A 25,066-nucleotide genomic window follows, 5' to 3' on the forward strand; every position below is an offset into this window, starting at 1 on the left:
TCGGGGCATGATCCGGGCCTCGGCGGGGCCGTTATGCGCCGACGTAGGCCGCGAGGTGTTCGCCGGTGAGGGTGGCGCGGGCGGCGACGAGGTCGGCGGGGGCGCCCTCGAAGACGATCCGGCCGCCGTCGTGGCCGGCGCCCGGGCCGAGGTCGATGATCCAGTCGGCGTGCGCCATCACCGCCGGGTGGTGCTCGACGACGATGACCGACTTCCCGGAGTCGACGAGCCGGTCGAGCAGGCCGAGCAGCTGCTCGACGTCGGCGAGGTGGAGGCCGGTGGTCGGCTCGTCGAGGACGTAGACGCCGCCCCTGTCCGCCATGTGGGTCGCCAGCTTGAGCCGCTGCCGCTCGCCGCCGGACAGTGTGGTGAGCGGCTGGCCGAGGCTGAGGTAGCCGAGCCCGACGTCGGCGAGCCGGTCCAGGATGCGGTGCGCGGCCGGCGTGCTCGCCTCGCCCGCGCCGAAGAACTCCTCGGCCTCGGTCACCGACATCGCGAGCACCTCGCTGATGTCGCGGCCGCCGAGGCGGTACTCGAGGACCGACGCCTGGAACCGTTTGCCCTCGCACTCCTCGCAAGTGGTCGCGACGCCCGCCATCATCGCCAGGTCGGTGTAGATGACGCCGGCGCCGTTGCAGGTGGGGCAGGCGCCCTCGGAGTTGGCGCTGAACAGCGCCGGCTTCACTCCGTTGACCTTCGCGAACGCCTTGCGGATCGGGTCGAGCAGTCCGGTGTACGTCGCCGGGTTGCTGCGTCGGGAGCCGCGGATCGCGCCCTGGTCGACGGACACCACGTTCTCGCCGGCCGGGATCGACCCGTGCACGAGCGAGCTCTTGCCGGATCCCGCCACGCCGGTGACCACACAGAGCACGCCGAGCGGGATGTCCACGTCGACGTCCTGCAGGTTGTGCGCGGTCGCGCCGCGGATCTCCAGCGTGCCGGTGGACTTGCGCACCGTCTCCTTGACGGAGGCCCGGTCGTCGAGGTGGCGGCCGGTGACGGTGCCGGCGGACCGCAGGCCCTCCACGGTGCCCTCGAAGCAGACGCTGCCGCCCGCCGTACCGGCGCCGGGGCCGAGGTCGACGACGTGGTCGGCGATGGCGATCGTCTGCGGCTTGTGCTCCACGACGAGGACCGTGTTGCCCTTGTCCCGCAGCCGCAGCAGCAGGTCGTTCATCCGCTGGATGTCATGGGGGTGCAGGCCGATGGTGGGCTCGTCGAAGACGTAGGTGACGTCGGTGAGGGAGGAGCCGAGGTGGCGGATCATCTTGACGCGCTGCGCCTCGCCGCCGGAGAGCGTGCCCGACGGCCGGTCCAGCGAGAGGTAGCCGAGGCCGATCTCCGCGAACGAGTCCAGTGTGTGCTGGAGCGCGGTGAGCAGCGGGGCCACCGAGGGATCCGTGAGGCCGCGGACCCACTCGGCCAGGTCGGTGATCTGCATCGCGCAGGCGTCGGCGATGCTGACGTCCTTGATCTTCGACGACCGGGCGCCCTCGCTGAGCCGGGTGCCGTCGCACTCGGGGCAGACGGTGAACGTCATCGCCCGCTCCACGAACGCGCGGATGTGCGGCTGCAGCGCGTCGATGTCCTTGGACAGCATCGACTTCTGGATCTTCGGGATCAGGCCCTCGTACGTCAGGTTGACGCCCTCGACCTTGATCTTGGTCGGTTCCTTGTGCAGGAGGTCGTGCAGCTCCCTCTTGGTGAACCTGCTGATCGGCTTGTCCGGGTCGAAGAAGCCGCAGCCGGTGAAGATGCGGCCGTACCAGCCGTCCATGCTGTAGCCGGGGATCGTCAGCGCGCCCTCGTTGAGGGACTTGCTGTCGTCGTAGAGCTGGGTGAGGTCGATGTCGGAGACCGTGCCGCGGCCCTCGCAGCGGGTGCACATGCCGCCGGTGCGGGAGTAGGTCGCCTTCACCGCCTTCTTGGCGCCGCGCTCGACGGTGATCGCGCCGCTGGCCCGGACCGAGGCGGTGTTGAAGGAGTAGGCGCTGGGCGGGCCGATGTGGGGCTGTGCGAGCCGGCTGAAGAGGATGCGCAGCATCGCGTTGGCGTCGGTGGCGGTGCCGACGGTGGAGCGTGGGTCGGCGCCGATCCGCGACTGGTCGACGATGATCGCCGTGGTCAGCCCGTCGAGCACATCGACCTCGGGCCGTGCCAGCGTCGGCATGAAGCCCTGCACGAAGGCGCTGTAGGTCTCGTTGATCAGCCGCTGCGACTCGGCGGCGATCGTGTCGAAGACCAGCGAGCTCTTGCCCGAGCCGGAGACCCCGGTGAACACCGTCAGGCGGCGCTTCGGGATCTCGATGCTGACGTCCTTGAGGTTGTTCTCGCGCGCGCCGTGCACCCGGATCAGACCGTGGCTGTCGGCGACGTGCTGCGCAGGCGGCGGCGTGTCCGTGCTCTTGGCCATGCTCAATCGTCTCCCCATCTGTCACGCGGGACCGGCTGTGCGGTCTCCGTCGGCGTCGCCTGCTCGATCTGACGCCCACGCTATCTACGGCCCGGGCGCGGGCGCTTCTCGAATTCTGATCGGTTGCGTGCCGCTCAGGTTCGGACAGGTGGCGGACAGTAAACGACAACGCGAGGCGGGGGCGGCCCGAAGGCGCTGAGATGGCCTGATTCGTCGTGCGGGATGAGGTGGAAGATGGCCGACGTGATGCGGGCGGAACCGGCGCGGCGCGCGGGGTCGGGGGCGGGCGCTGTGCAGCAGAACGTGAAGCAGGACGTCAAACAGCACGTGAAGCCGGGCGTAGGGCAGATCGTGCAGCCGGACGTCGGGCAGGGCGGAGGGCAAGGCGTGCCGCAGGGCGTTCGACAGAGCGTGCAGGGCAAGCCCGAGCAGAAACGGTGCGTCTGTGGGGCGCCCGCACCGGAGGGCGTCGTGAGCGGGGCCGAGGAGCGGTTCCGGGGGCTGTTGGAGGCGGCGCCGGACGCCATGGTCATCGTCGACGACACGGGCGTCATCAAGCTCGTCAACGCCCAGACCGAGGCCCTGTTCGGGCACGGCCGCGAGGAACTGCTCGGCCGTCCGGTCGAGTTGCTGATCCCGCACCGGTTCCACGGCCAGCACACCGCGCACCGGCGCGGGTACACGGCCAACCGTCAGGTGCGTCCGATGGGCGCCGGACTCGAACTGCACGGCCTGCGCAAGGACGGCACGGAGTTCCCCGTCGAGATCAGCCTGAGCCCTCTGGAGACCACGGACGGGCTGCTGGTGTCCGCGGCGGTGCGCGACGTCAGCGACCGCAAGGCGGCCGAGGCGCGCATCAACGAGCTCGCCGCGCTCGTGGAGTCGTCCCAGGACGCGATCCTCGCCAAGACCCTCGACGGGTACATCACGTACTGGAACACGGCCGCGCAGCGGCTGTACGGCTACACCGCCGAGGAGGCGATCGGCCGGCATGTCTCGATGCTGGCCCCGCCGGAGCTGCGGGGCGAGGTCCGCGAGCTGCTCAAGCGGCTGCGGCACGCCGAGAAGGTCGAGCACTACGAGACGCTGCGGCTGACGAAGACCGGGGCGCTGCTGGACGTGGACGTCACGCTGTGGCCGACCCGGGACACGCACGGCACCGTGGTCGGGGCGTGCGCGATCGTGCGGGACATCAGCGACCGCAAGCGCGCGGAGGCCGAGCTCACGGCCCTGTACGAGCAGCAGCGGCACATCGCCCTGACGCTGCAGCGCAGTCTGATGGGCACCCCGCCGGCCCTGCCCGGTCTGGCCACCGCCAGCCGCTACCGGCCCGCCACCCAGGGCGCCGGGGTGGGCGGCGACTGGTTCGACCTGATTCCGCTGGGCGCCGACCGGGTGGGCGTGCTGATCGGCGATGTGATGGGCCGCGGACTCGAAGCCGCCGCGGTGATGGGTCAGTTGAGGTCGGCCGCGCATGCGCTGGCGAAGACCGGGATGCAGCCGCGGCAGTTGATGCGGGCGCTGGACACCTGTGTCGCCGACCTCGACGTGCCCGACCAGCTCGTCACCTGCTGCTACCTGGTGATCGCCCCGGACGCGGGCACGGTGACGGTCTGTTCGGCGGGCCATCTGCCGGTGCTGGTCGCCGGGGCCGGCCACGGGGTGAGCGCCCTGCCCTGTCCGGTCAACACCCCGCTCGGCGTGGGAGACGTCGTGTACGAGCAGTCCAGTTCGGAGATACCGCCGGGGGCCACGCTGGTGCTCTACACGGACGGCCTGATCGAGACGCCGGGCAGCGACATCGAGATGCGCATCGATGAACTGACCGTGCTGATGGAGGAGTTGTTCGTCGGCACGCCATCTCTGGAGGCCGCGGCGGACCAGGTTCTCGCGGGCCTGCTGCCGGACGCCGACGGCCACAACGACGACGTCACCCTGCTGCTCGCGCAGTTGCCGGCCGCGCCGCTGGCCGCCGTCACCACCCATCTCCCGGCCGTCCCGGCATCCGTGCCGGAGGGGCGCGCCTTTCTGCGCAAGGCGCTGACCTCGTGGAACTGCGCGGACAGCGCCGAGGACGCGCTGGTGCTGCTGTCGGAGACGCTGACGAACGCCGTCCAGCACGCGCAGGGTCCGGTCGGCCTGCATCTGCACCGCACGGCCACCGATCTCACGGTCGAGGTGAGCGACCGCAGCCCGCAGCTCCCCCAGCCGCGCCTGGCGGTCGAGGGCGAGGAGTCGGGCCGCGGTCTGGTGCTGGTGCGTGCCCTCGCCGCCAGTTGGGGAGTACGGCCGACGGACGAGGGCAAGACGACGTGGTTCACGCTGAAGCTGTGAGCCCCCGGGGCGGGCGGCCGCAGGCCAGGGCGAAGGCGTCGAGGTGTGCCTGGACGTAGGGCACGGCCACGGCGTGCAGTTCGAGCTCGCCGTCGACGAACGCGGGCTGGACGTTCACCTCGAAGACGACCCCGCCGTTCTCCACCGCCAGGTCGACGCCGGCGAAGGGCAGTCCGACCGACGCGGTGGCCGCGACGGCGAGTTCGGCGAGCCGGGGCTCTAGGTCGGCCGGGGCGATGTGGACGGCGGTGGCGCCCTGGCAGGTGTTGCAGGGGGTGTCGGTCGCGGGCTGGAGGTGCTCACGGGCGTGTACGACGCGGTCGCCGAGGACGAAGACGCGGAACTGGTGGCGCAGGCCGTCGGCGGTGACGTTGCCCGCGTCGCGGGACAGGAGCCAGTCGGTGCCGCGTTCGGCGTAGTAGGCGGCGGCGTGCTCCAGCTGGGCGGGGGTGGTGACGTGGAAGGTGTCGTTGCCGCCGGTGCCGACGACGGGCCGGGCCCAGGTGTCGCGGCCGAGCCGGTCGAACGTGCCGGCCGCCTCCCGCAGGGAGGGCCGGGACAGCACCGCGGTCTCCATCTGGGCGACGCCGTCCCGGTGGAAGCGTTCGACGGTGAGGTTCTTCTCGGTCGCGGTCCGCCAGGCGTCGGGGCCGGCCGCGAGCGTCACCACGTCGTGGCTCTCCAGAAGCTCCTGGAAGCCGGCGAGGGCCTGCCGGTGATGCGGCGGGATCTCGTAGAGCAGTACGACGTCGGGCACGAAGTCCAACCGCTCTTCGGGGACTTGCAGCCGTAACCGGCCTCCGTCGCGGACGCCGCGGCCGGTGCCGCCGGTCGCGAAGTGCCGGGAGTCGATCCGGACGGGCGGTGCGCCGGTGAGCAGTTCCACGGCCTCGGCGAGGTACTCACGGCAGCCTTCGGGCGAGGTGGGGTCGGCGATCAGGGCGATGCACGGTCGGGACACAGCGGCCTCCAGTGGCTCTCGACGCGCGCTCGTACCGCGGGCGGCCCTCGCGCGGCCCGAGCGGTGTCATGGATGGTGCCTGTCGCGCGGGTGGTCGTCGCACGCGTCGCCCTGGGAGCCGCACGGGGTGCGGGGCCGTCCCGGGTCCGGCCGGGCGCCGGGCGGGGACGAGGACGACTGGTGACCACAGGGGGTGGGACGGGGCCCAGCCTCGCCGGATCCGCGTGCAGGGCTGGCCGACCACTGTAGGCACCGGGCGGCAGACCGTGCCAGGGCGCACGACGCCCCGTCTCCTGCCCCGTCTTCTGCGCCGTCCGCCCCGTTCCGTGCGCCCTGTCCGGCCGCGGGTGAGCTGCCGTCTCAGCCGTCGCAGGCCCACTCCGCAACCTCCGGGAGGTCGGTGCCGTGGATCCGAATCCAGTCATGGTGGCGCAGTCGCGCGCCCTCCATCCCCTGGCGCACGGCCGCGGCGCGCACTTCGAGACCGGGGACGCGGTCGATGACGTCCATGACGGCCAGGTAGTTCGCGGCGCGCCAGTGGGCGTGCAGCGTCCTGAGGTCGTCGTCGGCGAGCCGGTCGGACGTCGCTTGCGGGTCGACGGACATCCCGGGTTCCCTTCCGGATCGGGGGCGCCCGGAGGTGCGTGCCGTCCGTGCTGCTGTGCCCTGCCTCCCCGCCTTCCGCCTCCGCCGGGTACCCGACTGGACCGAGCGACCCGTACGGCGGAACGGAGCCGTCCGTAAGGGGGCGCGCGCTACGCCCGCGACCCCGAGTTCCCAGCGTCAGGCCCGTCGAGCCCGTCGATGTGGGCCACGTTCTGCCGGTCCTCGGCGTCCCCGCTCGCCTCGGCGGCGAACCAGGCGTCCAGGATCTCCTTCAGCAGCGGCTCGGAGGTCAGACGCAGGCTGAGGGCCAGGACGTTCGCGTCGTTCCAGCGGCGGGCGCCGTCGGCGGTGTAGGCGTCGGCGCACAGGGCGGCCCGGACGCCGGACACCTTGTTCGCGGCGATCGACGCGCCGGTGCCGGTCCAGCAGCACACCACGGCCTGCTCCGAGGTCCCGTCGGCCACGTCCCGCGCGGCCGCCTCCGAGCACACCGCCCATCGTGGATCGTCGCCGGGGCGCAGCGCGCCGTGCGGCACCACGTCGTGCCCACGGCCGCGCAGCTCCGCGACGAGGGCGCGCGCCACTGGTTCGTCCATGTCCGAGGAAACGGAGATCCGCATGTCGGGCAGCCTACTTGGCCCTCAGGACGACGGCTACGCGGTCACCCCGGGGTCCCCCACGCCCCGCCCGTGAGCCCGACCGGGTTGCCGCCCGGGAGGATCCCGGAGTCCAGGACGGTCCGGGCGAGCGGTTCGAGCAGGTGGGCGAGGCGGGCGGTGGCGTCGGCGCCCAGGGCCGTCCACGGCGCGGTCGCGGCGGCGTCTGTTTCCGCCTCCACCTCCTCGTGGGCGGCCGCTCCCGTCCCGGTGAGGCGCCCGTCCTCGTCGAGCCATCCGCGCTCGGTCAGCTCCGTCCGGGCCGACCGCCAGGACTCGATGTCCCACTTGCGGGTCTGCCGTTGGAACTCCGCGTCCGACTCCCCCGCCGCGCACTTCAGCACCATGGCCGCGACGGGGCCGACACGGCGGCCGACGAGCACGGCGACATGGCCGTCGCCGCGGTGTTCGCGCAGGGTGGTCACCGCCTGCCAGAGCCTGACGTGGGCCTGCGCGGGACGCGGGAGCGCCTGGTTGGCGGCGCCGAGCACGCGGCCGGCCGTGTCCGCGGCCCGCGCCGCCTCCCAGGCGAGGTCCGCGGCTTCGGCCAGCTCGGCGGAGCCGAGGACATCCGGGCCGTAGAGGCTGGTCATCGCGGCGTCCACAGCCTGTTCGCGGGCTGCCAGCACGTCTGCGGGCGCCGCGAAAGCCCAGGCGTCCGGCAGCGCACGCGCCACCCGGTCGGGGTGGAAGACGTAGCAGCAGCTGGTGACGACGGAGGCGGGAACGGGTCCGAGGGGGGCCGCGCGCAGGGCGAAGTACCCCATCCAGTAGCCGCGCATCCCGAGGCCGTCGGCGGCTGCGCGCACTTCGGGGGCGAAGTAGATCAGCTGGTGGACCGGCTCGAACCGCTCCCACATCGCCCGTGCGTCGATGTCACTCACTCCGAAGTCCTCCGGCCTGTTGGTGGCGGTGCCAGTAGTGGTGGTGTGACGTCAGTGGTGGTGTGACGTTCCGAGAGGCAGCTTCCGTCATGACGGCGGTCATAACAACCCCGCCCGGCGATGTCAGTGGGCCCGATTAGCCTGCGCTCATGACCGAGACGATCACCGATGACCGCCGTTTCCCGCCCGCTCTCGCCGAGGTGGCCGCGGCGGAGTTCCCCTACGAGGACGGCGAGGGCTTCGACTTCGAGCCGTACGACGCCTTCGACTCAGCCGAGGAGACCACCGACTGGATCCGCCACTGGACCGGCAACCACGACCTCGAAGGGGACGCCTTCCGCGTCTTCGGGCAGGACGGCACCGGTGGGCTCGCCGCCCTGTGGTGTGTGCGACCGGACAGACCCCTGGCCGAGCAGCCGGTGGTGTTCATGGGCTCCGAGGGCGAGGTCGGGGTGGTGGCGGCCAACCTGTCCGACTTCCTGTGGCTGCTGGCCGACGGCTTCGGCCCGATGGAGGCGGTGGAGAACCCGGACCGCGACGCACGCCCCCAGCCGGGACTCGCCGAGCTGGCCGCGCGTCACGCCACCACCCCGCGCCGGCCCGCCCGGGCCGTCATCGCCGAGGCGCAGAGCGAGTTCCCGTCGTTCGCGGAGGACATCGACGCGCTGTGCCGGTAGGGCCGGAGCAGGCGGTGCACGGTTATGGACGCCACGGTCGACGCTGACCTAAGGTGCGCGAGAAAGCGCTTTCTAGCATGGTCATGCCAGCACCTAGTCGGGAGCGTCGATGCCGCACTCCGCACCACAGGATCCCTCGCCCTCATGGACCCGGAAGGCGTTTCTGCGGGGCCTGACGGCCGCCGGGCTGGCCCCGCTGCTGCCCGCGGTGCTTCCGGCCGACGCCCACGCCGTGTCCGGCGCCCGTCGGGACTTCGACCTGGTGCGTGACGGCGCCGCGGTCGACGTGTTCGTGGACGCGGCCGACGATCCGGCCGTGGTCCGCGCGGCCGGGGACCTCCAGGCCGACGTGGAGCGGGTCGGCGGGGTGCGGCCGGCGTTGCGGCGCACCCCGCCGGAACGGTCCACGGCGCTGGTCCTGGTGGGCACGCTCGGCGCGAGCCCGGTCATCGACCGGCTCGTCGCGCAGGGGCGGCTGGACGTCGGGCGGGTCAAGGGGCGTTGGGAGGCGTCCGTGACCCAGGTGGTGGAGCGTCCGGCCCCCGGGGTGGACCGCGCGCTGGTGATCGCGGGCAGCGACCGGCGCGGCACGGTGTACGGGATCTACGACACCTCGGAACGCATCGGCGTGTCGCCCTGGTACTGGTGGGCCGACGTGCCCGTGGAACGGCGCGACGCCGTCACGGTGCCCGCGGGCCCCTTCGTACGGTGTGAGCCGTCCGTCCGTTACCGGGGCGTCTTCCTCAACGACGAGCAGAACCTGACCACTTGGTCGCACCGCACCCAGGAGCCGGACAAGAACATCGGCCCGCAGACCTACCAGCGCTTCTTCGAGCTGCTGCTCCGGCTCAAGGCCAACTACCTGTGGCCGGCCATGCATCCGTACTCCGACTTCTTCAACAAGTACCGGGAGAACCCCGAACTCGCCGACCGCTACGGCATCGTCGTCGGCTCCAGCCACCCGGAGGCCCTGCTGCGCAACGGCGTCCACGAGTGGGACCCGTGGGCGCAGGAGCACCGGGGCGCCGACGGGAGTCTTCCGGTGTACGACTACACGGTGAACCCGGGCGTCATCTCCGACTACTGGAGAGCCCGGGCCCGGGAGAACGCGGCGTACGAGAGCAGTTGGACGATCGGCATGCGCGGGCTGCACGACTCCGCGCTGGAGACGAAGAACGCGACCACGATCCCGGAGAAGGTCGTGGTGATGAACGACATCATCGCCGACCAGCGCCGGATCCTGGCCGAGGAGGTCGGGGCGGCGGCCGAGCCGCAGATCTTCATTCCGTACAAGGAGGTCCTGGACCTGTACAACGCGGGCGTCCAGGTCCCTGACGACGTCACGCTGATCTGGCCGGACGACAACCACGGCAACATGCGCCAGCTGCCCACCGAGGCGGAGCGGGCCCGCTCGGGCGGCAACGGGATCTACTACCACCTCTCCTACTGGGGCCGTCCGCGCAGCTATCTGTGGCTGGACACCACGCAACTCGCCAAGGTCTGGCAGGAGTTGCGCCGGGTGTACGAGCACCGGGTCGACCGGATGTGGATCTTCAACGTCGGAGACCTCAAGTCGATCGAGACGGGTCTGTCCTTCTCCATGGACATGGCCTGGGACGTGGACCGGTGGGACGCCGACGACGTCGAGGGCTTTCTCGCAGAGTGGTACGGCCGCCAGTTCGGCCTCCGACACGCCCGGGAGATCGCTGCGCTGCGCACCGAGTACTACCGTCTCGCGGCCGAACGACGCCCGGAGTTCATCGACCGGAACATCTTCTCCGTGGTCCACCACGGGGACGAGGCGGGACGCCGCATGGCCGCCTACGACCGGCTGCTGGAGCGGACCGTGGCGCTGGGGGCCGAACTCCCGGCGGCTTGCCGGGACGCCTTCTACGAACTCCTCCAATACCCGGTGCACGGCGCGTACTTGATGAACCTCAAGTACTACTGGGCGGACCGAAACGCCCTCGCGGTACGGCAGGGCCGCGGCGCCGGGAGCAACCGTTTCGCGGACCTCGCCGAAGCCGCGCACGCCCAGGAGGCGGCGCTCACCAAGCGGTACAACACCGAGGTGGCGGGCGGGAAATGGGACGGCTACATCAATCCGTACCCCTCGCAGATCCCGAAGGCGCCGGGCCGGCCGGCGGTCACGAGGGTCGCCCGGCAGGAGACCTCGGGGCTGGGGGTCGCCGCCGAGGGGAACGAGACCGGCGCGCAGCGGCCGTTGTCCTTCTCCTCCGCCACCCGGGACCGGCGTTTCGTCGACGTGTTCAACACCGGGTTCCTCGCGGTCGCCTGGGCCGCGGAGGCCGACCGGCCCTGGGTTCGGCTGAGTGCGTCGGGCGGCTCGCTGACCGAACAGATCCGGGTGTGGGTCGAGGTGGACTGGGCGCGGACCCCCGAGGGCGCGCACGACGCCACGGTGACCGTGACGAGTGGCGGGCAGCGTTTCGAGGTGCCCCTGAAGGTGGTCAACGACGGGGAGCGGGCACGCGTGCGGGCGCGCGGGTTCGTCGAGGCGGGCGGGTACGTCTCGATCGACGCCGTGCACACCGAACGCCGGGTGGCCCGCGGCGGGGCCCGCTGGCGGACGGTGCGCGGGCTCGGCCGGCGCGCCGCCGCTGTGGAGGCGGCGCCGTCGACGGCGGCGCCGATCACCTCCGATCTCGCTGCCCGGGCACCGGAGTTGAGGTATCGGGTGCGCTTCAGCAGCACCGGCTCCTTCCCCGTCACCGTCTTCCGGCTGCCCTCGCTCGACGAGCGCGGCGCGCGACGGCTGGCGCTCGCCCTCGACGACCAGCCGCCCGTCGTCCTGTCGGGGCAGGCCGTCGCCACCGGCAACCGCGGTGACGCCTGGGCGCGCAACGTGGAGGAGGGCGTCGAGAAGCTCACCACGACCGTGACCGTCGGCGAACCCGGCGAGCATGTCCTGCGGGTGTTCATGGTCGACCCGGCGATCGCCGTGGACCAGATCGTGATCGACACCGGCGGGCTGCCGGCCGCCGCCTATCTCGCGCCGCCCGAGAGCTACCATCCGCTGTTCAACCCCGACCCGAACCCGGGCCCGGCCCTGGCCGCCCCCGACCAGTAGCCGACCTCATGGGAACGGCCGCCGGTGTTCGTGGTGGGTGCCGCCCCGCAGGAGCCGGGCCGGCCGCCGAGGAGGCACGGGGTCATCCGGCCGTCGCGGTCGCCTGGCCGGCCGACACCCTCGCCGGGTTCCGGCAGCGCGCTGGAGCCCGGCCCGCTGTGCTCCGGTCCGGCACGATGACCGGCGCGCCGTTCGTCGACGCCGTTCGGCACGTCGAGGCGCGCTCGGCGGCAACGGCGGCGAGTCGGTGACGTTCGGCTGATCCGTCCGGCCGTGAGCGCAGCGGTCAGGGGGTCGGAATGCCGGCCGGGCGGGTCGGACGGGCGGGGCGGTCGAAACGGGCCGGGACGCCCGGCGAGAAGAGGACGCTCACCGGCTCCCCCACCGGCTCGGGCAGACCGGCCGCGGCCACCAGGTCCTGCTGGCACTCCACGAGTTCCGCCCGGTGCAGCGGCCAGCGCGGATGGGCGTTGGGCAGGTACATGGGCCGGCCGAAGAAGGTGCTGTGCATGCCCCAGCGTGCGGTCAGGAAGTGCTCCAGCGCGGTGGGCTCCCCGATCCGCTCGCCCACCCGCACGACGAGCCGGCTGCGGGCGCCGCGGGGGCCGGGCCAGCGGCGGCGACTGGTGTACGTGACGTCGTCGCCGTCGGCGTCGATCGCCATGCGGGACCACACGTAGGGCAACCGGAAGCCGATCCGCGCCACGGCCACCGGCAAGAGGCGGGAGGCGTCCAGCGAGCGGAAGACCACGCCGCGCCGCCCGTGTGCGTCCACCGAGTACAGACGGACGTTCGTCTCGGGGAAGGACCCCAGGTAGGGGACGCCCGGCAGACGGAACCAGCCGACGCGATGCATCCGGAACGCGACCAGACCGACGTACGTGACGCCGTCCAGGGTGTCCGGGACCGTTCCGGGCGGCAGCAGACCTGCCACGTCGGCCGGGTCGGCCGCCCAGTGGAGGAAGGCGAGATCGAGCCAGGACTGGGTGAGCAGCGGGCGCGCTATCGCGTCCGGCGGGTCAGGCGTTATGGTATGCGGGGTGGCCAGTTCCGGTGGCTGTGGGGTCGAGGGCACCGCGCCAGTATCACCACCGGCGCTTCGGCGCGGCCCTTCACCCCCGCCTGTCGCCGGGAACTGTGGCTGAGACCACGTCGGCAGTGAGACCCGGACCGTGTCCTTGCGGGCGAGCCGCAGGCTACGGTTCGGACAGACCCCCAAGCCCGTTGACTCGCACCTCGGTGCTTCGTCACCTGGTTGCTTCGCCGAACACCCCGGACGGCCCCGTGCTCGCAGACCTCTCCCCGCTCATCGCCGCCACCACCGAATGGCTGACCCGGGCCTATCCGGCGAGTGGCGGCGCGCTCGCCCACGCCCTGTGCGAGGCACAGGCCCGCCAGGCGGTGACCGTCGCGGCCTGGCTGCGCTATCCGACCGCTGCCGACGCCGCGCTGGTCGGCCTGGTTGGCCCCGGCGGCTCAGCCCGGCTGGACTGGACCAGCGGCCCGGCGGACGCAGACGTGGACGCGGACGACTCGGCCTGGCGCAGCTGGGTGGACGAGGTCGTGGCCAGCTGGGCGGCCTGTCTGCTCACCGACGCCGGACTCGCCGCGGGAGCGGTGGCCGGTCTCGCCGGAGGCCATCACACCCTGGGCGCGCCGCCGGACTTCCGTCGCCTGGTCGCCCCCGACGACCGCGACCGCCAGGCCGCGGCTCTTCTGCGTCACCCCGACCTCGTCGCGCCCGTGGCCGCCCTCCACCACCCCCAGCTCCTCGACCGCCTCGGCCGAGGCCAGGCCCTCATCGCCTGAAGCCCCGGCGACCTCGCCGGGAACCCTGCCGGGGCAGGGTCAGGCGTGTTTGCCTCGGCCTGTCAGGGTGTCGCGGAGTCGGTCGACCAGGCCCGCGCCCGGGGACAGCAGCTTATTGGCCGGGGGCTTGTCGGGGGCAGCGGGGTGGGGACGCGTCGGGGCGGTCTTCTTCGCCCTGCGGACCTTGTCGCCGAGATCGTCGAGGGCGTCCGCCGGGCACGTCGTGAGCAGCCTGGGGAACAGGTTCTGCTCCTCGTCGACCAGGTGCTCACGGATCTCGCGCATCAGCATCCCGATGAGCCGGTCGAACTCGGGATCGTCCGGCTCGCGGGCTTCCAGGTCCTTCATGAGCTGCTCGGCCCGGGCATGGTCCGCGAGCTCCTTGTCGGCCAGGGCCGCGCCGCCGGGCAGGTGCTCGCGTACGGCCGGGTAGAGGTACTCCTCCTCGGCCACCGAGTGCCGGACCAGCTCCATCGTGGCCTGGTCCGCGTAGAGCTTGCGGTTCTTGGCGCCGGAGGGCAGCGCCTCGATCCGTCCGAACAGCTCCTCGACCTCGCGGTGATCGGTCACCAGCTCGTCGATGACGTTTCCACCATGACCCATGTCCTTCGCCTCCAGCCTCAGCGCGACGGCCCCAAAACGGGTCCCGCCAGGCCCGAGTGCCCCGCATCGAGGGGTCGACACGGCACGGTCCGCGGGGGTCAGCCCTCCACGCCGGTGGCGTCATGGGCGGCTCCGACCGGCTTCGACTCCGGTGAGCCCCGCTGCCGCAGGTAGATCGACAGCACCGCCATCGAGGCGACGGCCAGCAGTTCGGACTGCCAGTTCTGCAGCGTGCGGTTCCAGAAGTCCGCCGAGCCCAGGTACTGCGACCAGCTCATGGGGGCCTGCAGCTGCCGCAACCGCTGCTCGTTGAACGCGGCCACACCGGTGATCGACTGCACCAGCCAGGACAGTACGAAGATCGTCCCCATGACCAGCAGCAGCGAGTGCGCGTACACGGCGCGACGCCACCCCGGGGCCGCGGCCCACTTCGGTGAGTTCTCGTCGGCGTGCTCGCCGACCCGTTGTTCCTTGTCGGACTCGGCGCCGGCCTTGTCCAGCTTCTTCGACTCGGGGGAGCCGCGCTGCAGCAGCCAGACCGTCGCGCCGACGTAGAGGAAGAACTGCAGGTACTCCGACTGCCAGTTCTCCGCCACGTCGACCGCGAAGTCGGACGTCGTCAGGTACTCGGCGAAGCCGACCTGCTGGAGCCGGTCCACGGCCAGCTGGTCGTTGAAGTCGGCGTGTCCGGCGATCGCCTGCCCGGCGAGGGCGAGCAGGAACGTGACGGTGAAGAACAGTCCGAGCCCGTTGTCCCGCACGAATCCCCGCAGGCGTCCGCGGCCCGAGGCCTCGGGCCGCACGGAGCTGCGCGTCATCGCTGCATCAGTCCCAGCGCGGCGAGGTAGGCGAGGCCGACGCCGATGATCAGCAGGATGGCGGTGAACATCACGCGCACGGTGTCACCCGCCCTTGATCCGGCACTGGTACGGCTGTTTCCGCATCTGTACGCATCCGGCGGCCACGACCTTCCACCCGTCGTCGAAGCGGGACAGGAACAGGGTGTCCTCGGCGAGCACCGCCCGCGCCTGGTTTCCGTAGACGTCGGCGAGCCGCAGGGCGCCGCCCGGAGGCGGCGGCTCCTCGCTCAGGGCCTTCGCGCAGGAGCCGTCGGCCGACTGTGCGAGCTCCTCGACGGTGCCGGGCGCCAGGGCGGCGCACACCCGGTCGTAGGCGCCCTCGTCGAGTGCCTTCTCGAAGGACGCCGTGACGTCCCCGACCGCGTCGCGCCGCTCCGACACCGTGCCGCACGCGCAAACGGCTGCGGCGAGGACGACGGCGACCACCGCACCGCGCGCCCGTCGGAGCGTCCGACCGGTCACTCCGGGCCCTGTTCGGCAGGGTTCAGGACAGCGGGCGGTCCGGCGAGGACGCCGCCGTCCAGGACGAACTCGACCCCCGTCGAGTAGGTGGCGTCGGTGACGACGAAGAGCACCATGCGGGCGACTTCCTCGGGCTCGCCGAACCGGGGCAGGGGCTGGCCGGCGGTGTACGAGTCGTCGAAGCCGGCGGTCATTGCCGTGCGGATGGCGCCGGGGTGAACGGAGCAGACGCGCACCCCGTCGGGGGCCAGTTCCAGCGCGGCGGTCTTCGTCAGCCCGCGCAGCCCCCACTTGGCGGCCGCATACGCTCCGATGCCGGCGTAGGCGATCAGCCCGGCGAGGGAGGACATGTTCACGATCACTCCGCCGCCCGCGCGGCGCAGCGAGGGCGCCAAGGCGCGCATGCCCAGCCAGGCGCCCTGGAGGTTGACGTCGACGACGCGCCGGAACGACGCGAGGGACTGTTCCTCCATCGTGCCCCACTCCATGATCCCCGCGTTGTTCACGAGCACGGAGACCGGTCCCAGCTCCCGCTCGGTCTCGGCTGCCGCCCGCTGCCAGCCGTCCTCGCTGCTGACGTCCAGGGGCTGGAAGCGGGACCGTCCGCCGAGCTGTGCGACCAGGCTGCGGCCCTCGGCTTCGAGGACGTCGGCGACGACCACGGCGGCGCCCTCCGCCGCGAGCAGGCGTGCCACGGCGGCGCCGATGCCGCGGGCTCCGCCGGTGACGACGGCCACCCGTCCGTCGAGACGTTTCATGCTGACCTCCTGAGCCCGGCCTCACCTTGGCTCTCGCCCGCCTCAAGCATCTGCTGTGGTGACCCACCGCGCAGTTCCTGGTGACCCATAAGACGTCCCCGGTCCCCTGGTGCGCGGCCCGGAGGCGGTGGCGGGCAGGATGGGGGCATGAGCGTAGTCAAGATCAACGTACTGACCGTCCCGGCTGAGCAGCGGGAGACCCTTGAGAAGCGGTTCGCCGCCCGTGCCGGCGCCGTCGAGAACTCCGACGGCTTCGAGTGGTTCGAGCTTCTCCGCCCGGTCGAGGGCACCGACACCTACCTCGTCTACACGCGGTGGCGTGACGAGGAGTCGTTCCAGGCGTGGCGGGAAGGCCCGATGGAGGGGGCGCACCGGGGCGGCGCGGAGGGGGACCGGCCCAAGCCCGCCGCTTCCGCCGCCACGCTGTGGTCCTTCGAGGTGGTGCAGCAGGCGGCGCCGAAGGGCGAGTAGTCCGTACGGGGGCGGGTGGGCGCGGTGGCGTCCACCCGCCGGGGGCCGTGCGTCAGGCGGGGTCGTGCGTCAGCCGTGGTAGACGGCGATCTCGGTGAGGGTCGGCGTGTACTGCTCCGTCGCGATCTTCCCGGTGAGCGCCACCCGCAGCCGGGACGCGGTGACGCTGCCGAAGCCGGTCACGGTGAGGTCGTGCCCGATGCCGGTGTCGCGGGTCGCGAAGGTCACCCATCGGCCGGTCCCCGGGTCCCAGCGCTGCAGGGCGAACGACTGCACCCGGGGGTTGGTGCCCGAGTCGGTGTACTCGTCCAGGTACACCTCGTCGAAGGCGGTGTCGGCGCCGAAGTCGATGTCGAGCGTGACGGGGTAGGCCGCGTCGTCGGCCGCGGCCCAGCGTGTGGTGAGGTCGCCGTCGGTCAGCTTGTCGGCGGTGAGCGTCCCGTTCGCCCCGGGGTGGGTCGAGCTGGCCGTGACCGGTTTTCCGCGCGCCAGGTCGATCCGGTCGTCCGTCTCCTCCTCGACGGGGTCGTCGTCGACCGGGTCGACGACCCGGGGGCCGATGCGGGTCTCGGCGATGCCCATGTCCGGTGCGTCGCCGTAGTAGAGGGGGGTGCCGAGGAAGTCCTCGGCGCCCAGGTGCGGGTTGTAGCGGCCGGCGTCGACGAGTGGCGAGTCGTCGCGCAGCGCGAAGTGGGCCGCCGCGTCCCGGATCCGGTTCACGCCGGCGCCGGTGACGTGGTCGGCGGGGTCACCGACGAAGCGCGGGTCGGCCCGCGACCCCTTCGGGTCGGCCGGTTCCTGGCCGGAGTGGGCGCCGCCCGCCTCGTAGTAGTCGTTGTTGGAGAACACGGCCTGCCGTAGCGCGCCGGTGCGGCGGTACCAGGGCGTCGATGTCGTCGTCGAGGTGTTGTAGAAGATGTTGTTCAGGAAGTAGACGCGGCTCAGGAACGTCTCGTCGTGGACGTAGTCGAGGTCCGCGCCGTCGTAGACGAAGGTGTTGTTCGTGAAGTACGTCGGTGAGTAGTTCGTCGACAGCATGTTCTTCACGAGCACGCCGTTGTCGTCGACGCTCAGGTTGTAACGGGCCACCGAGTTCGAGCTGTTGCCCATGTAGGCCATCCAGCCCGCCGCGTTGTCGTGCGAGTAGTTGAACTGGTACGTGACGTTGAAGTTGGTGTACTCGAGGTCCCACGGGGTGCCGTCGTACTCGTTGTCCGGGCCGCCGTAGACCTCGTTGTACTGCATCACCGAGTCGGCGCCGGCCCACAGGTAGAGCCCGCAGGACACGGCGTCGTAGCGTTTGAGGAATCCGTTGACCTCGTTGTACTCGACGGTCATGTTCTTGGTGTCGGCGAGCTGGATCGCGCCCTGGCCGATGTTCTCGGCGTAGTTGTGGCCGATGTAGACATCGCGGCTGTACAGGTCGCGGGTGCGCACCCACAGCTGCTCCCAGCCCTCGTGCCACTTCCCGTTCTCGTCGTACTGGCCGGCGTTCGCGCCGTCGGCTGCGAACCAGTTGAAAGCGAACTGGACGGCGTGCAGTTCGACGTTCTCGAAGGTGTTGTCCTCGATCCGGACGTCCTTGAAGTAGTAGCCGCCGGTGCCGTAGCTCTGGTAGCTCTTGCGGCCGAAGACCTGGAAGTCGACGGCGCCGTAGTGGATCTTCTGCCAGTGGCTCGGGCCGTCGAGGTTGTGGACGAACACGTCCGAGACGCGGAAGTGGTCCATGACGCTGTCCGCGCCGCTCGGCAGGAGGTCGGCGTTGATCGACACCATGATTCCGTCGCGGACGTACGACCCCGAGGTGATGTCGGTGGCGAAATCGTCGTCGTTGGACAGCTCGACGTTGTCGATCTCCCAGTACTGCTGGTTGCGCAGCACGATGGCGCCGGTCAGCCCGACGGTGGCGGGGTTCTTCGTGCCGTCCGCGTTGAACGGGCTCGGCACATGGCCGTTCGTCGCGATGTAGGGCCGGCCCGCGTTCGGGTCGCCGTAGGCCGAGATGGTGATGGGCCGGCCCGAGCTGCCCGAGCCCTTCGGCCACAGTTGCTGGTCCTGCCACTGCTCGCCGGCCTTGAGCAGAATGCGGTCGCCGGGCGCGAAGGTCGTCGCGGTCGCCTTGGCCAGGGTGCGCCAGGCGGTCGTCGGGGAGGTGCCGGCGGCGGTGTCGCGGCCGAGGGTGGCGTCGATGAAGTAGTCCCTGCCGCCCGTGGTGTTCGGCAGGTTGCCCGGCCAGGAGGCCTTGACGGCGGGGCGGGCGGCGGGGTGCGGGACCGTGGTGGCGTGGGCGGCGGGCACGAGCGAGCCTACGAGCAGCGCGGCGAGCAGGGCGACGAAGGCCGCGTACAGCGTCCGTGGCGGGAGTGGTCCGGTGTCGACGGGTCTCAACTCTGCACATCCTCTGCGTTGACGGCGTCCACCGCCGAGGTGTCGACATCGATGTGGCTGTGGTCGACCCGGCGTTGGAGGAACTGGTCGAACTTCTCCTCGACGAGCGAGCGCCGGATCCGCTGGGAGTACGCGGCGAACGCCTTCTCCTCGTCGACGGTCCTGCGCTGGAGCTGGTAGTAGGTGATCTGGCCGGCGCTCTTGACGGGGGCGGAGATCCGGCCCGGCGCGAGACTGCCGAGCACGGTGACAAGGTCCTGGTCGTGGGCGTTCAGTCCGGTGGAGCCGCCGCCGTCGTAGGCGCCGGCGGTGAGCTCGGCGCCGGGTTCCCGGGCGGCGACGGCCGCGAGGCTCCCGGCGGCGCTCACCCTGCGCTGAAGACCGGCGGCGTCGGCGGGCGCCGGTACGACGAGTCGCGCGTACGTGTACGTCGTCGCGTTGGCGCTCCAGGCCTCCCGGTCGGCGTCGAACGCCGTGCGGATCTCGGCGTCGGTGACGTGGAGGGGCGCTGCGCCGCCGGTGCTGAGCCGCTTCTGCAGGCCGGTGGTGATCTCGGTGAGCCGGTGCGTGTAGTACTCGCCCAGGGAGAACCGCTGGATGCCGTAGACAGTGCGGCCGGCGGCCAGGGCGTCGGCCCGGTCCTGGTTCTCGGCGGCCAGTTCGGCGACGAGGTCGTCGTGGTCCACCGAGTCGACGAGTCCCTGCTCCTTCGCCACGATCAGCGTGGTCTTGTCCCGCCGGATCTCGTCGAGCGCGCTGGTCTTCAGCCGCTGCAGCGCGGTCTTGTCGCCCGTCTTCGTGTTCCAGTCGAACGCGCCCGTCAGGTGGTACTCGTTGCGCAGTGCGTTCTGCACGGTCGGCGCCAACCGCCGCATGTGGAACAGCAGTTCCGCACGGGTGACGGGATGCCCGTCGACTGAGGCGACCGCGTCGGCGGAGCGGTCGCCGAGCAGCGTCATCCCCGTGATCACCAGCGCCGCGACCGTGACGCACACGCCGGTGAGCAGGGCCAGGGCACGGCGCGACGGCCTGCGCGACCTGGGCGCCCCGGGCCTCATGACGCCGCCCCGATCGCGGCTGCCCGGGCGAGGACGGGGGTGTCCCGCGTCTGCGGCGTCTCGATCCGTACGGCGTCGACCTCGGTCGGCGCGAACGTCAGGATGCGCTGGTGGCCCACCGCGTCGGCTTCGGCGAGCGTCGTCCACCGGCCGCCGCGGCAGCCCCGGACGACGACGTGCTCGATGCGCTGCCCCTCGGCGATGTCCTCGCCCACGACGACCGCCTCGACCCGCCGGGGCCCCGCGAACGCCAGGGTGACACCGGGCAGGGGATCCGCCTCGTCCGGCCGCCACGGCGTACGGCGCCCGGTGGCGGGCCATGCGGTCGCGACATCGCCCGGGGCGCCGGACGAGACGGTCACGGTCGCCTCGATGCGACGTGCCCGGAAGTCGTCGATGCGCCGCCCGAGTTGCTTGAGGACGGCCACGTCGGTGGCGCGCACGCATCCGTGCCGATCCGGCGGAACGTTGAGCAGGAAGCAGGAGTTGCCGCCCACGGAACGCAGATAGACGGCGAACAGCTCGTCTGCCGACCGGACTTCGGCGTCCTCGGCGGGGTGGTGGAACCAGCCGGGGCGGATCGAGGTGTTGACCTCGGCCGGGTACCAGACCAGGTCGTCCTCGTGCCCGGCCAGTGCGGCGCGGCTGCCGAGGTCGCGGTCGTCGCTGCGCACGCGCGGGGCGAAGAGGCCGTCGTCCGCCTGCTGGGAGCGGTCAGCGGTCCGCTCGGCGTCCTGCAGGGCGCGCGGGACTACGCTCCACTCGTCGGGCCGGGTGTCGCCGGCCTCGTTCCCGCACCAGCGGACGTCGGGCCCGCACACGCTGATGACCGCGTCGGGCTGGAGTTGTCGTACGACCGCGTAGTACCGGTCCCAGTCGTAGAGCTGGCGCCTGCCGTTCGGACCCTCGCCGTTGGCGCCGTCCAGCCATACGGAGAACACCGGCCCGTACCGGGTGAGCAGTTCGGTGAGCTGGGCGACGTAGAAGTCGTCGTACGCGGTCCCGGCGCCGTAGGACGCCTCGGTGCGGTCCCATGGGGAGAGGTAGATCCCGAACCGCAGGCCGTGTCGGCGGGCCGCGTCGGCGACCTCCGCGACGACGTCGCCCCGGCCGCCCCGCCACGGCGACGAGGCGACCGAGTAGGCGGTGACGTCGCTCGGCCAGAGGCAGAACCCGTCGTGGTGCTTGCAGGTGAGGATCACGCCGGTCATCCCGGCGCTCTTGAGGGCCGCGACCCACTGGTCGGCGTCGAGTCCGGCCGGGTCGAACAAGGCAGGGTCGTCGTGGCCCGCACCCCACTCGCGGTCCGTCATGGTGTTCATGCCGAAGTGGAGGAAGCCGTAGAACTCCATGGCCTGCCAGGCGAGTTGGCGCTCGCTCGGGCGGACCGCCGCCAGTGTCCGGGCCCGTTGGGAGGTCGCGGGGGCGGTCACCGGAACCGCCTGTTGTACATGGCGAGCAGGACCAGCAGCCCGGCCAGCGCGGCCAGCATGACCAGGAGGCGCCCCCACCCGACCGTCGTGCGGGCGGTGACGACGAGCGTGAGGCAGCCTGCCGTGACGAGCGCACGGGCGGTGATCAGCAGCGCCGTACGCGTCGGATCCTTCATGTCGGTTCCCTTCCGGAGACGGTCAGCCCTTCACTCCGCCGGATGCGATGCCCTCGACGAGCCGGCGCTGGATGAGCGCGTAGACGACGAGGACGGGCACGATGACGATGACCATGCCGGCGTAGAGACGGCCGTAGTCGGCCGCCGCCTTCTGCGCGGTGAACAGGTTGAGCAGGCCGACCTGCAGTGTCTTGCCCTCGCCGGGGAGCAGGGTGAGGGAGATGATGAAGTCGTTCCAGTAGGCGAGGAAGTTGAACAGGATGACGGTGGTGACCGCCGGGCGCGCCATCGGGAGCATGATCCGGGTCATGATCCGGAAGCGGGACGCCCCGTCCAGCGCGGCGGCCTCCTCGTACTCGACGGGGATCGACCGGAAGTACGCGGTGAGCAGGTAGATGCTGAACGGGATCGACGTCGCCGCGTAGACGAGCGACAGGACCGCCGGGTTGTCGATGAAGAAGCCGCCGGGGAAGACGTCGACGAGGGCGCGGTCCCAGTCGACGAGCATGAGGAAGATCGGTACGACGATGTAGTTGACGTTGACGAACAGGCCGCCCAGGAGAGCGAGTTCGACGATGCGGCGGCCGCGGAACTCATACCGGGCGACGACGTAGGCCGCGGGTACGGAGACCGCCAGGACGAGCACCAGCCCGAGCAGGGTGACGAGCACCGAGGTCAGGAAGTAGCGGCCCATGTGCGCGGTGACGAACGCGTCGGTGTAGTTCTGGACGTGCAGGCTCTTCGGCAGCGTCCAGGGGCTGCCGAAGAACTCGCCCTTCTCTTTGAGCGAGGCGAGCAGCACCCAGGCGACCGGTACGGCGATGGCGAGCGCGAGGGCGGTGACCAGGGCGTGGGTGAGCGTCCGGCCGACGGTCCGCGGCCGGTTCGCGCGGGGGCGGGACGAGGAGCCGATCGTGGTCATGGTGGGTGTCTGTCCTGTCCTCAGAACTGGAGGGGCTCGCGCCGCGTCGCCCGGCTCACCAGGAGCGACACGAGGAACGAGAACGCGAAGACGACGACACCGATGGCCATGCCGTAGCCGTACGAGGAGTTCGTGTACGCCTGCTTGTACATGTAGTTGAGCAGGACGTCGGAGGAGCCGTCGGGTCCGCCGCCGGTCATCGCGCGGACGAGGACGAAGCTGAGGTTGACGGAGCTCATGATGAAGAAGGTCAGCGTGGTGCGCAGGCTCTGCCAGATGAGCGGCAGGGTGAGGGCGAAGAACTGGCGGACGGCGGACGCTCCGTCGAGGGCGCTCGCCTCGTAGAGCTCCTCCGGGATGCTCGCCATGCCCGCCATGTAGAGGACCATGTAGTAGCCCAGCGACTGCCAGACCATCGCGATGGCGACGGAGTAGAGCACGATCTTCTGGTCGCCCAGCCAGATCTGCTGCCAGCTGTCGAGCGAGAGCAGCCGCAGCGTGCTGTTGAGCAGTCCGTTCTTCTGGTCGTACACGGCGGAGAAGATCGCCGCGATGACGACCACCGAGAGCACGTTGGGGATGTAGAGGACGAAGCGGTACAGGCTCTGTCCGCGCAGCCGTTGCCGGGTCATGACCGCGGCGAGGAACAGGCCCGTGCCCATCGTCACGACGGTCACGACGACGAGGAGCGCGACCGTGTTCTGGAAGGCCCGCACGAACTGGTCGTCGTCGAGGAGGCGGCGGAAGTTGTCGAGGCCCACGAACCGCATGTCCGGGGAGAACCCGCTCCAGGTGTAGAGGGACATCCGGAACACGTTCACCGTCGGGATCACCATGAAGACGACGAAGAGCACCAGTGCGGGAAGCAGACAGGCGAGCACGAACCCGGTGGCGCCGCGCCGGGGGGTCCTGGTGGGCGGCACCGGTTCGGACCGGGGTTTCGTCGTGCTGTCAGGCGGGGTGGGCAGGGGCGTCACCGTGCCGGTCCGCACCTCAGTCGCCCGCCTGGCGCAGCTTCTCGCTGGCGTCGTTCAGGGCGGACCGCCACTTGTCCTCGGTGGTGTCGCCGCTGAGGACGCTGTTGGCGGTGTCGAAGAGGGTGGCCTTGATGTCGACTCCCTCGACGGGCGCGGTGGACGCGAACCCTCCGACGAGCGCGGCGACCGACGGATCCTCGTACACCTTGTAGAACGCGGCGTTCTCGCCGGACAGACGGCCGGCGATGCCGTCGATCGGCTGGATCGCGTTCGACTTGGCGAAGATCTTCGCCGCTTCGTCGGAGTACAGGTAGGCGATGAAGTCCTTTGCCGCGTCCTTGTGCGGGGCGGCGCTGGGCACCCAGACCGACTCGACGGACGTCGTGATGTAGCGCTTGCTGCCCGCGGTGACGGCCGGCAGGGGTGTCAGGGCCCACTGGAAGCCCTTCGTGCGGGGGGCCGCGGCCATCTCGCCGACGATCCAGGTGCCGTTCGGCATGAACAGCGCCTTGTCGTCGAGGATCAGCTGCTGGTTCTTGGTGAAGTCCTGCTCGTTGGCGTATCCGACGGTGGTGGGCGCGGCGTAGCTCAGCAGCCGGGTGGTGATGTCGAGGGCCTTGCGGGCGTTCGCCGTCTTCCAGACGTCCTTCTTGTACGTCATGACGTCGGTGTAGAACTGCTCCCCGCCGATGTCCGCGAGGAGGGCGAAGAAGAAGGAGTCGAGGTAGCCGGCGGTCGGGTAGGTGAACAGGGGTATGCCCTGCTTCCTGGCCGTGTCCCCGAGGGCGAACATCTCGTCCCAGGTGGCCGGGACCTTCCAGCCCTTCCGCTCGAACAGGCCCCGGTCGTAGAAGAGGCCGGTCGGGGCGTAGTACATCGGCATCAGGTAGGTCTTGTCCGTGCCGTAGGGGTCGGTGTTGAGGTTGCCGACGATGCCCTCGGTGAGCTTGTCCCCCACGGTCTTCGTCTCACCGGGGACCTTCTCCTTCAGTACCGGGGTGAGGTCCTCGAGGGCCTTGTCCTTGATGAGGGTCTCGGTGAGGGCGGACTTGCGGCCCTGGCCGAGGACCACGACGTCGGGGTACCGGCCCGCCTTCATGTTCGGGGTGATCTCGTCCTCGATGCTCTTCGAGATCTGCAACTGGACATCGATGTCGGGGTGCGCGGTCTCGTACGCCTTGATGACCTGGGTGTACATGTCCCGGCCGTAGCCGCCTTCGAGCGCGGCGACCTTGAGCGTCGTCCGGCCGGAGTCCGAGCCGCTCCCGTCGCCCGACGAGCAGCCGGCGAGCAGTCCGAGCACCGTGACCGCGGCGCCCGCGAGGACGAGCGATCTCCTCATGGGGGGTCCTTCCCGTGGACTGTTGCCCACCTGGCTGCGAGCGTGAGAACGGGTAGAACGGGTGCAGCGAAACCGGGCCACCGTGCCGCGTTGTTATGGTGGCACCGATAACATGAGGCCTTACGGTGGCACCGATGGCAGGGTGGCGCAAGAGGCCCACGAGAGGCTTTTCGGCGACGCGCGCC

General features: G+C 71.1%; 21 protein-coding genes and 1 pseudogene. 5 read left to right on the forward strand and 17 right to left on the reverse strand.

The annotated features are described in order from the left end of the window. Positions 1 to 31 precede the first annotated feature (31 nt). Positions 32 to 2,413, reverse strand: coding sequence for an ATP-binding cassette domain-containing protein (locus tag ACIBAF_RS31105; RefSeq protein WP_399467489.1), 2,382 nt, complete (start codon positions 2,411 to 2,413; stop codon positions 32 to 34). Between the two features lie 234 nt (positions 2,414 to 2,647). On the opposite strand from ACIBAF_RS31105, the gene ACIBAF_RS31110 reads away from it, so the two are divergent. Beyond that, positions 2,648 to 4,747, forward strand: coding sequence for a PAS domain S-box protein (locus ACIBAF_RS31110; RefSeq protein WP_399467490.1), 2,100 nt, complete (start codon positions 2,648 to 2,650; stop codon positions 4,745 to 4,747). Here the strand turns inward: ACIBAF_RS31110 and ACIBAF_RS31115 are convergent. The 4 genes and pseudogenes from ACIBAF_RS31115 to ACIBAF_RS31130 all read right to left on the reverse strand — a co-directional run bounded on the left by ACIBAF_RS31115 (position 4,731) and on the right by ACIBAF_RS31130 (position 7,854). After that, positions 4,731 to 5,708, reverse strand: a complete 978-nt coding sequence (locus ACIBAF_RS31115; protein WP_399467491.1) for a RimK family alpha-L-glutamate ligase — start codon at positions 5,706 to 5,708, stop codon at positions 4,731 to 4,733. The genes ACIBAF_RS31110 and ACIBAF_RS31115 overlap by 17 nt on opposite strands. 360 nt (positions 5,709 to 6,068) lie before the next feature. Further along, positions 6,069 to 6,230, reverse strand: a pseudogene (locus ACIBAF_RS31120) (hypothetical protein); the annotation flags it as partial. Positions 6,231 to 6,463: 233 nt separating this feature from the next. Then, positions 6,464 to 6,934: an RpiB/LacA/LacB family sugar-phosphate isomerase gene (locus tag ACIBAF_RS31125; protein WP_399467493.1), complete on the reverse strand. Its 471-nt coding sequence runs from the start codon at positions 6,932 to 6,934 to the stop codon at positions 6,464 to 6,466. A gap of 41 nt (positions 6,935 to 6,975) precedes the next feature. Then, positions 6,976 to 7,854, reverse strand: a complete 879-nt coding sequence (locus ACIBAF_RS31130; protein ID WP_399467495.1) for a hypothetical protein — start codon at positions 7,852 to 7,854, stop codon at positions 6,976 to 6,978. A gap of 149 nt (positions 7,855 to 8,003) precedes the next feature. Between ACIBAF_RS31130 and ACIBAF_RS31135 the strand changes: the two genes are divergently transcribed. After that, on the forward strand, positions 8,004 to 8,531 hold the full coding sequence (locus ACIBAF_RS31135) for an SMI1/KNR4 family protein (RefSeq protein ID WP_399467496.1): 528 nt from the start codon (positions 8,004 to 8,006) through the stop codon (positions 8,529 to 8,531). A gap of 109 nt (positions 8,532 to 8,640) precedes the next feature. Beyond that, the gene (locus tag ACIBAF_RS31140; RefSeq protein WP_399467498.1) at positions 8,641 to 11,622 is read left to right on the forward strand and encodes a glycosyl hydrolase 115 family protein; all 2,982 of its coding nucleotides are present in this window, start codon (positions 8,641 to 8,643) and stop codon (positions 11,620 to 11,622) included. Between the two features lie 286 nt (positions 11,623 to 11,908). Here the strand turns inward: ACIBAF_RS31140 and ACIBAF_RS31145 are convergent, their stop codons facing one another. After that, positions 11,909 to 12,697, reverse strand: a complete 789-nt coding sequence (locus ACIBAF_RS31145; protein ID WP_399467500.1) for a YqjF family protein — start codon at positions 12,695 to 12,697, stop codon at positions 11,909 to 11,911. A 209-nt stretch (positions 12,698 to 12,906) separates the two neighbouring features. On the opposite strand from ACIBAF_RS31145, the gene ACIBAF_RS31150 reads away from it, so the two are divergent. Continuing rightward, positions 12,907 to 13,431 carry a hypothetical protein gene (locus ACIBAF_RS31150; RefSeq protein WP_399467502.1) on the forward strand — a complete coding sequence of 175 codons (525 nt, stop codon included), beginning with the start codon at positions 12,907 to 12,909 and terminating at the stop codon, positions 13,429 to 13,431. Between the two features lie 39 nt (positions 13,432 to 13,470). Here ACIBAF_RS31150 and ACIBAF_RS31155 read toward each other — a convergent pair whose 3' ends face one another. The 4 genes from ACIBAF_RS31155 to ACIBAF_RS31170 form a co-directional block, all read right to left on the reverse strand. Further along, positions 13,471 to 14,034, reverse strand: coding sequence for a hemerythrin domain-containing protein (locus tag ACIBAF_RS31155; RefSeq protein ID WP_399467504.1), 564 nt, complete (start codon positions 14,032 to 14,034; stop codon positions 13,471 to 13,473). A gap of 98 nt (positions 14,035 to 14,132) precedes the next feature. After that, a complete protein-coding gene (locus ACIBAF_RS31160) occupies positions 14,133 to 14,852 on the reverse strand; it encodes a DUF6766 family protein (RefSeq protein WP_399467505.1) in 720 nt (239 codons plus the stop codon). A gap of 84 nt (positions 14,853 to 14,936) precedes the next feature. Then, positions 14,937 to 15,356: a hypothetical protein gene (locus tag ACIBAF_RS31165; protein ID WP_399467506.1), complete on the reverse strand. Its 420-nt coding sequence runs from the start codon at positions 15,354 to 15,356 to the stop codon at positions 14,937 to 14,939. Beyond that, positions 15,353 to 16,114: an SDR family oxidoreductase gene (locus tag ACIBAF_RS31170; protein WP_399467507.1), complete on the reverse strand. Its 762-nt coding sequence runs from the start codon at positions 16,112 to 16,114 to the stop codon at positions 15,353 to 15,355. The genes ACIBAF_RS31165 and ACIBAF_RS31170 overlap by 4 nt, the downstream gene beginning before the upstream one ends. A gap of 147 nt (positions 16,115 to 16,261) precedes the next feature. Here ACIBAF_RS31170 and ACIBAF_RS31175 point away from each other — a divergent pair, with 147 nt between their 5' ends. Beyond that, positions 16,262 to 16,585 carry an antibiotic biosynthesis monooxygenase family protein gene (locus ACIBAF_RS31175; RefSeq protein WP_399467508.1) on the forward strand — a complete coding sequence of 108 codons (324 nt, stop codon included), beginning with the start codon at positions 16,262 to 16,264 and terminating at the stop codon, positions 16,583 to 16,585. 69 nt (positions 16,586 to 16,654) lie between these two features. Here ACIBAF_RS31175 and ACIBAF_RS31180 read toward each other — a convergent pair whose 3' ends face one another. From ACIBAF_RS31180 to ACIBAF_RS31210, 7 genes are read right to left on the reverse strand one after another with little or no spacing between them, the layout of a single operon-like run. After that, positions 16,655 to 18,973, reverse strand: a complete 2,319-nt coding sequence (locus ACIBAF_RS31180; protein ID WP_399467509.1) for a discoidin domain-containing protein — start codon at positions 18,971 to 18,973, stop codon at positions 16,655 to 16,657. Next, entirely contained in the window at positions 18,970 to 20,031 is a 1,062-nt protein-coding gene (locus tag ACIBAF_RS31185) for a peptidyl-prolyl cis-trans isomerase (RefSeq protein ID WP_399467510.1), read from the reverse strand. Before ACIBAF_RS31185 ends, ACIBAF_RS31180 begins: the two co-directional genes overlap by 4 nt. Continuing rightward, a complete protein-coding gene (locus tag ACIBAF_RS31190) occupies positions 20,028 to 21,464 on the reverse strand; it encodes an alpha-L-fucosidase (RefSeq protein ID WP_399467512.1) in 1,437 nt (478 codons plus the stop codon). The genes ACIBAF_RS31185 and ACIBAF_RS31190 overlap by 4 nt, the downstream gene beginning before the upstream one ends. Next, a complete protein-coding gene (locus ACIBAF_RS31195) occupies positions 21,461 to 21,640 on the reverse strand; it encodes a DUF6903 family protein (protein ID WP_399467513.1) in 180 nt (59 codons plus the stop codon). Before ACIBAF_RS31195 ends, ACIBAF_RS31190 begins: the two co-directional genes overlap by 4 nt. A 22-nt stretch (positions 21,641 to 21,662) precedes the next feature. Continuing rightward, positions 21,663 to 22,562, reverse strand: coding sequence for a carbohydrate ABC transporter permease (locus ACIBAF_RS31200; protein ID WP_399467514.1), 900 nt, complete (start codon positions 22,560 to 22,562; stop codon positions 21,663 to 21,665). Positions 22,563 to 22,582: 20 nt separating this feature from the next. Further along, positions 22,583 to 23,539, reverse strand: coding sequence for a carbohydrate ABC transporter permease (locus ACIBAF_RS31205; protein ID WP_399467515.1), 957 nt, complete (start codon positions 23,537 to 23,539; stop codon positions 22,583 to 22,585). 16 nt (positions 23,540 to 23,555) lie between these two features. Beyond that, positions 23,556 to 24,881, reverse strand: coding sequence for a carbohydrate ABC transporter substrate-binding protein (locus tag ACIBAF_RS31210; protein WP_399467516.1), 1,326 nt, complete (start codon positions 24,879 to 24,881; stop codon positions 23,556 to 23,558). Between the last annotated feature and the right edge of the window lie 185 nt (positions 24,882 to 25,066).

The sequence above is a fragment of the Streptomyces sp. NPDC051677 genome (genome assembly GCF_044453465.1).
In the GTDB taxonomy this organism is placed as follows: domain Bacteria; phylum Actinomycetota; class Actinomycetes; order Streptomycetales; family Streptomycetaceae; genus Streptomyces.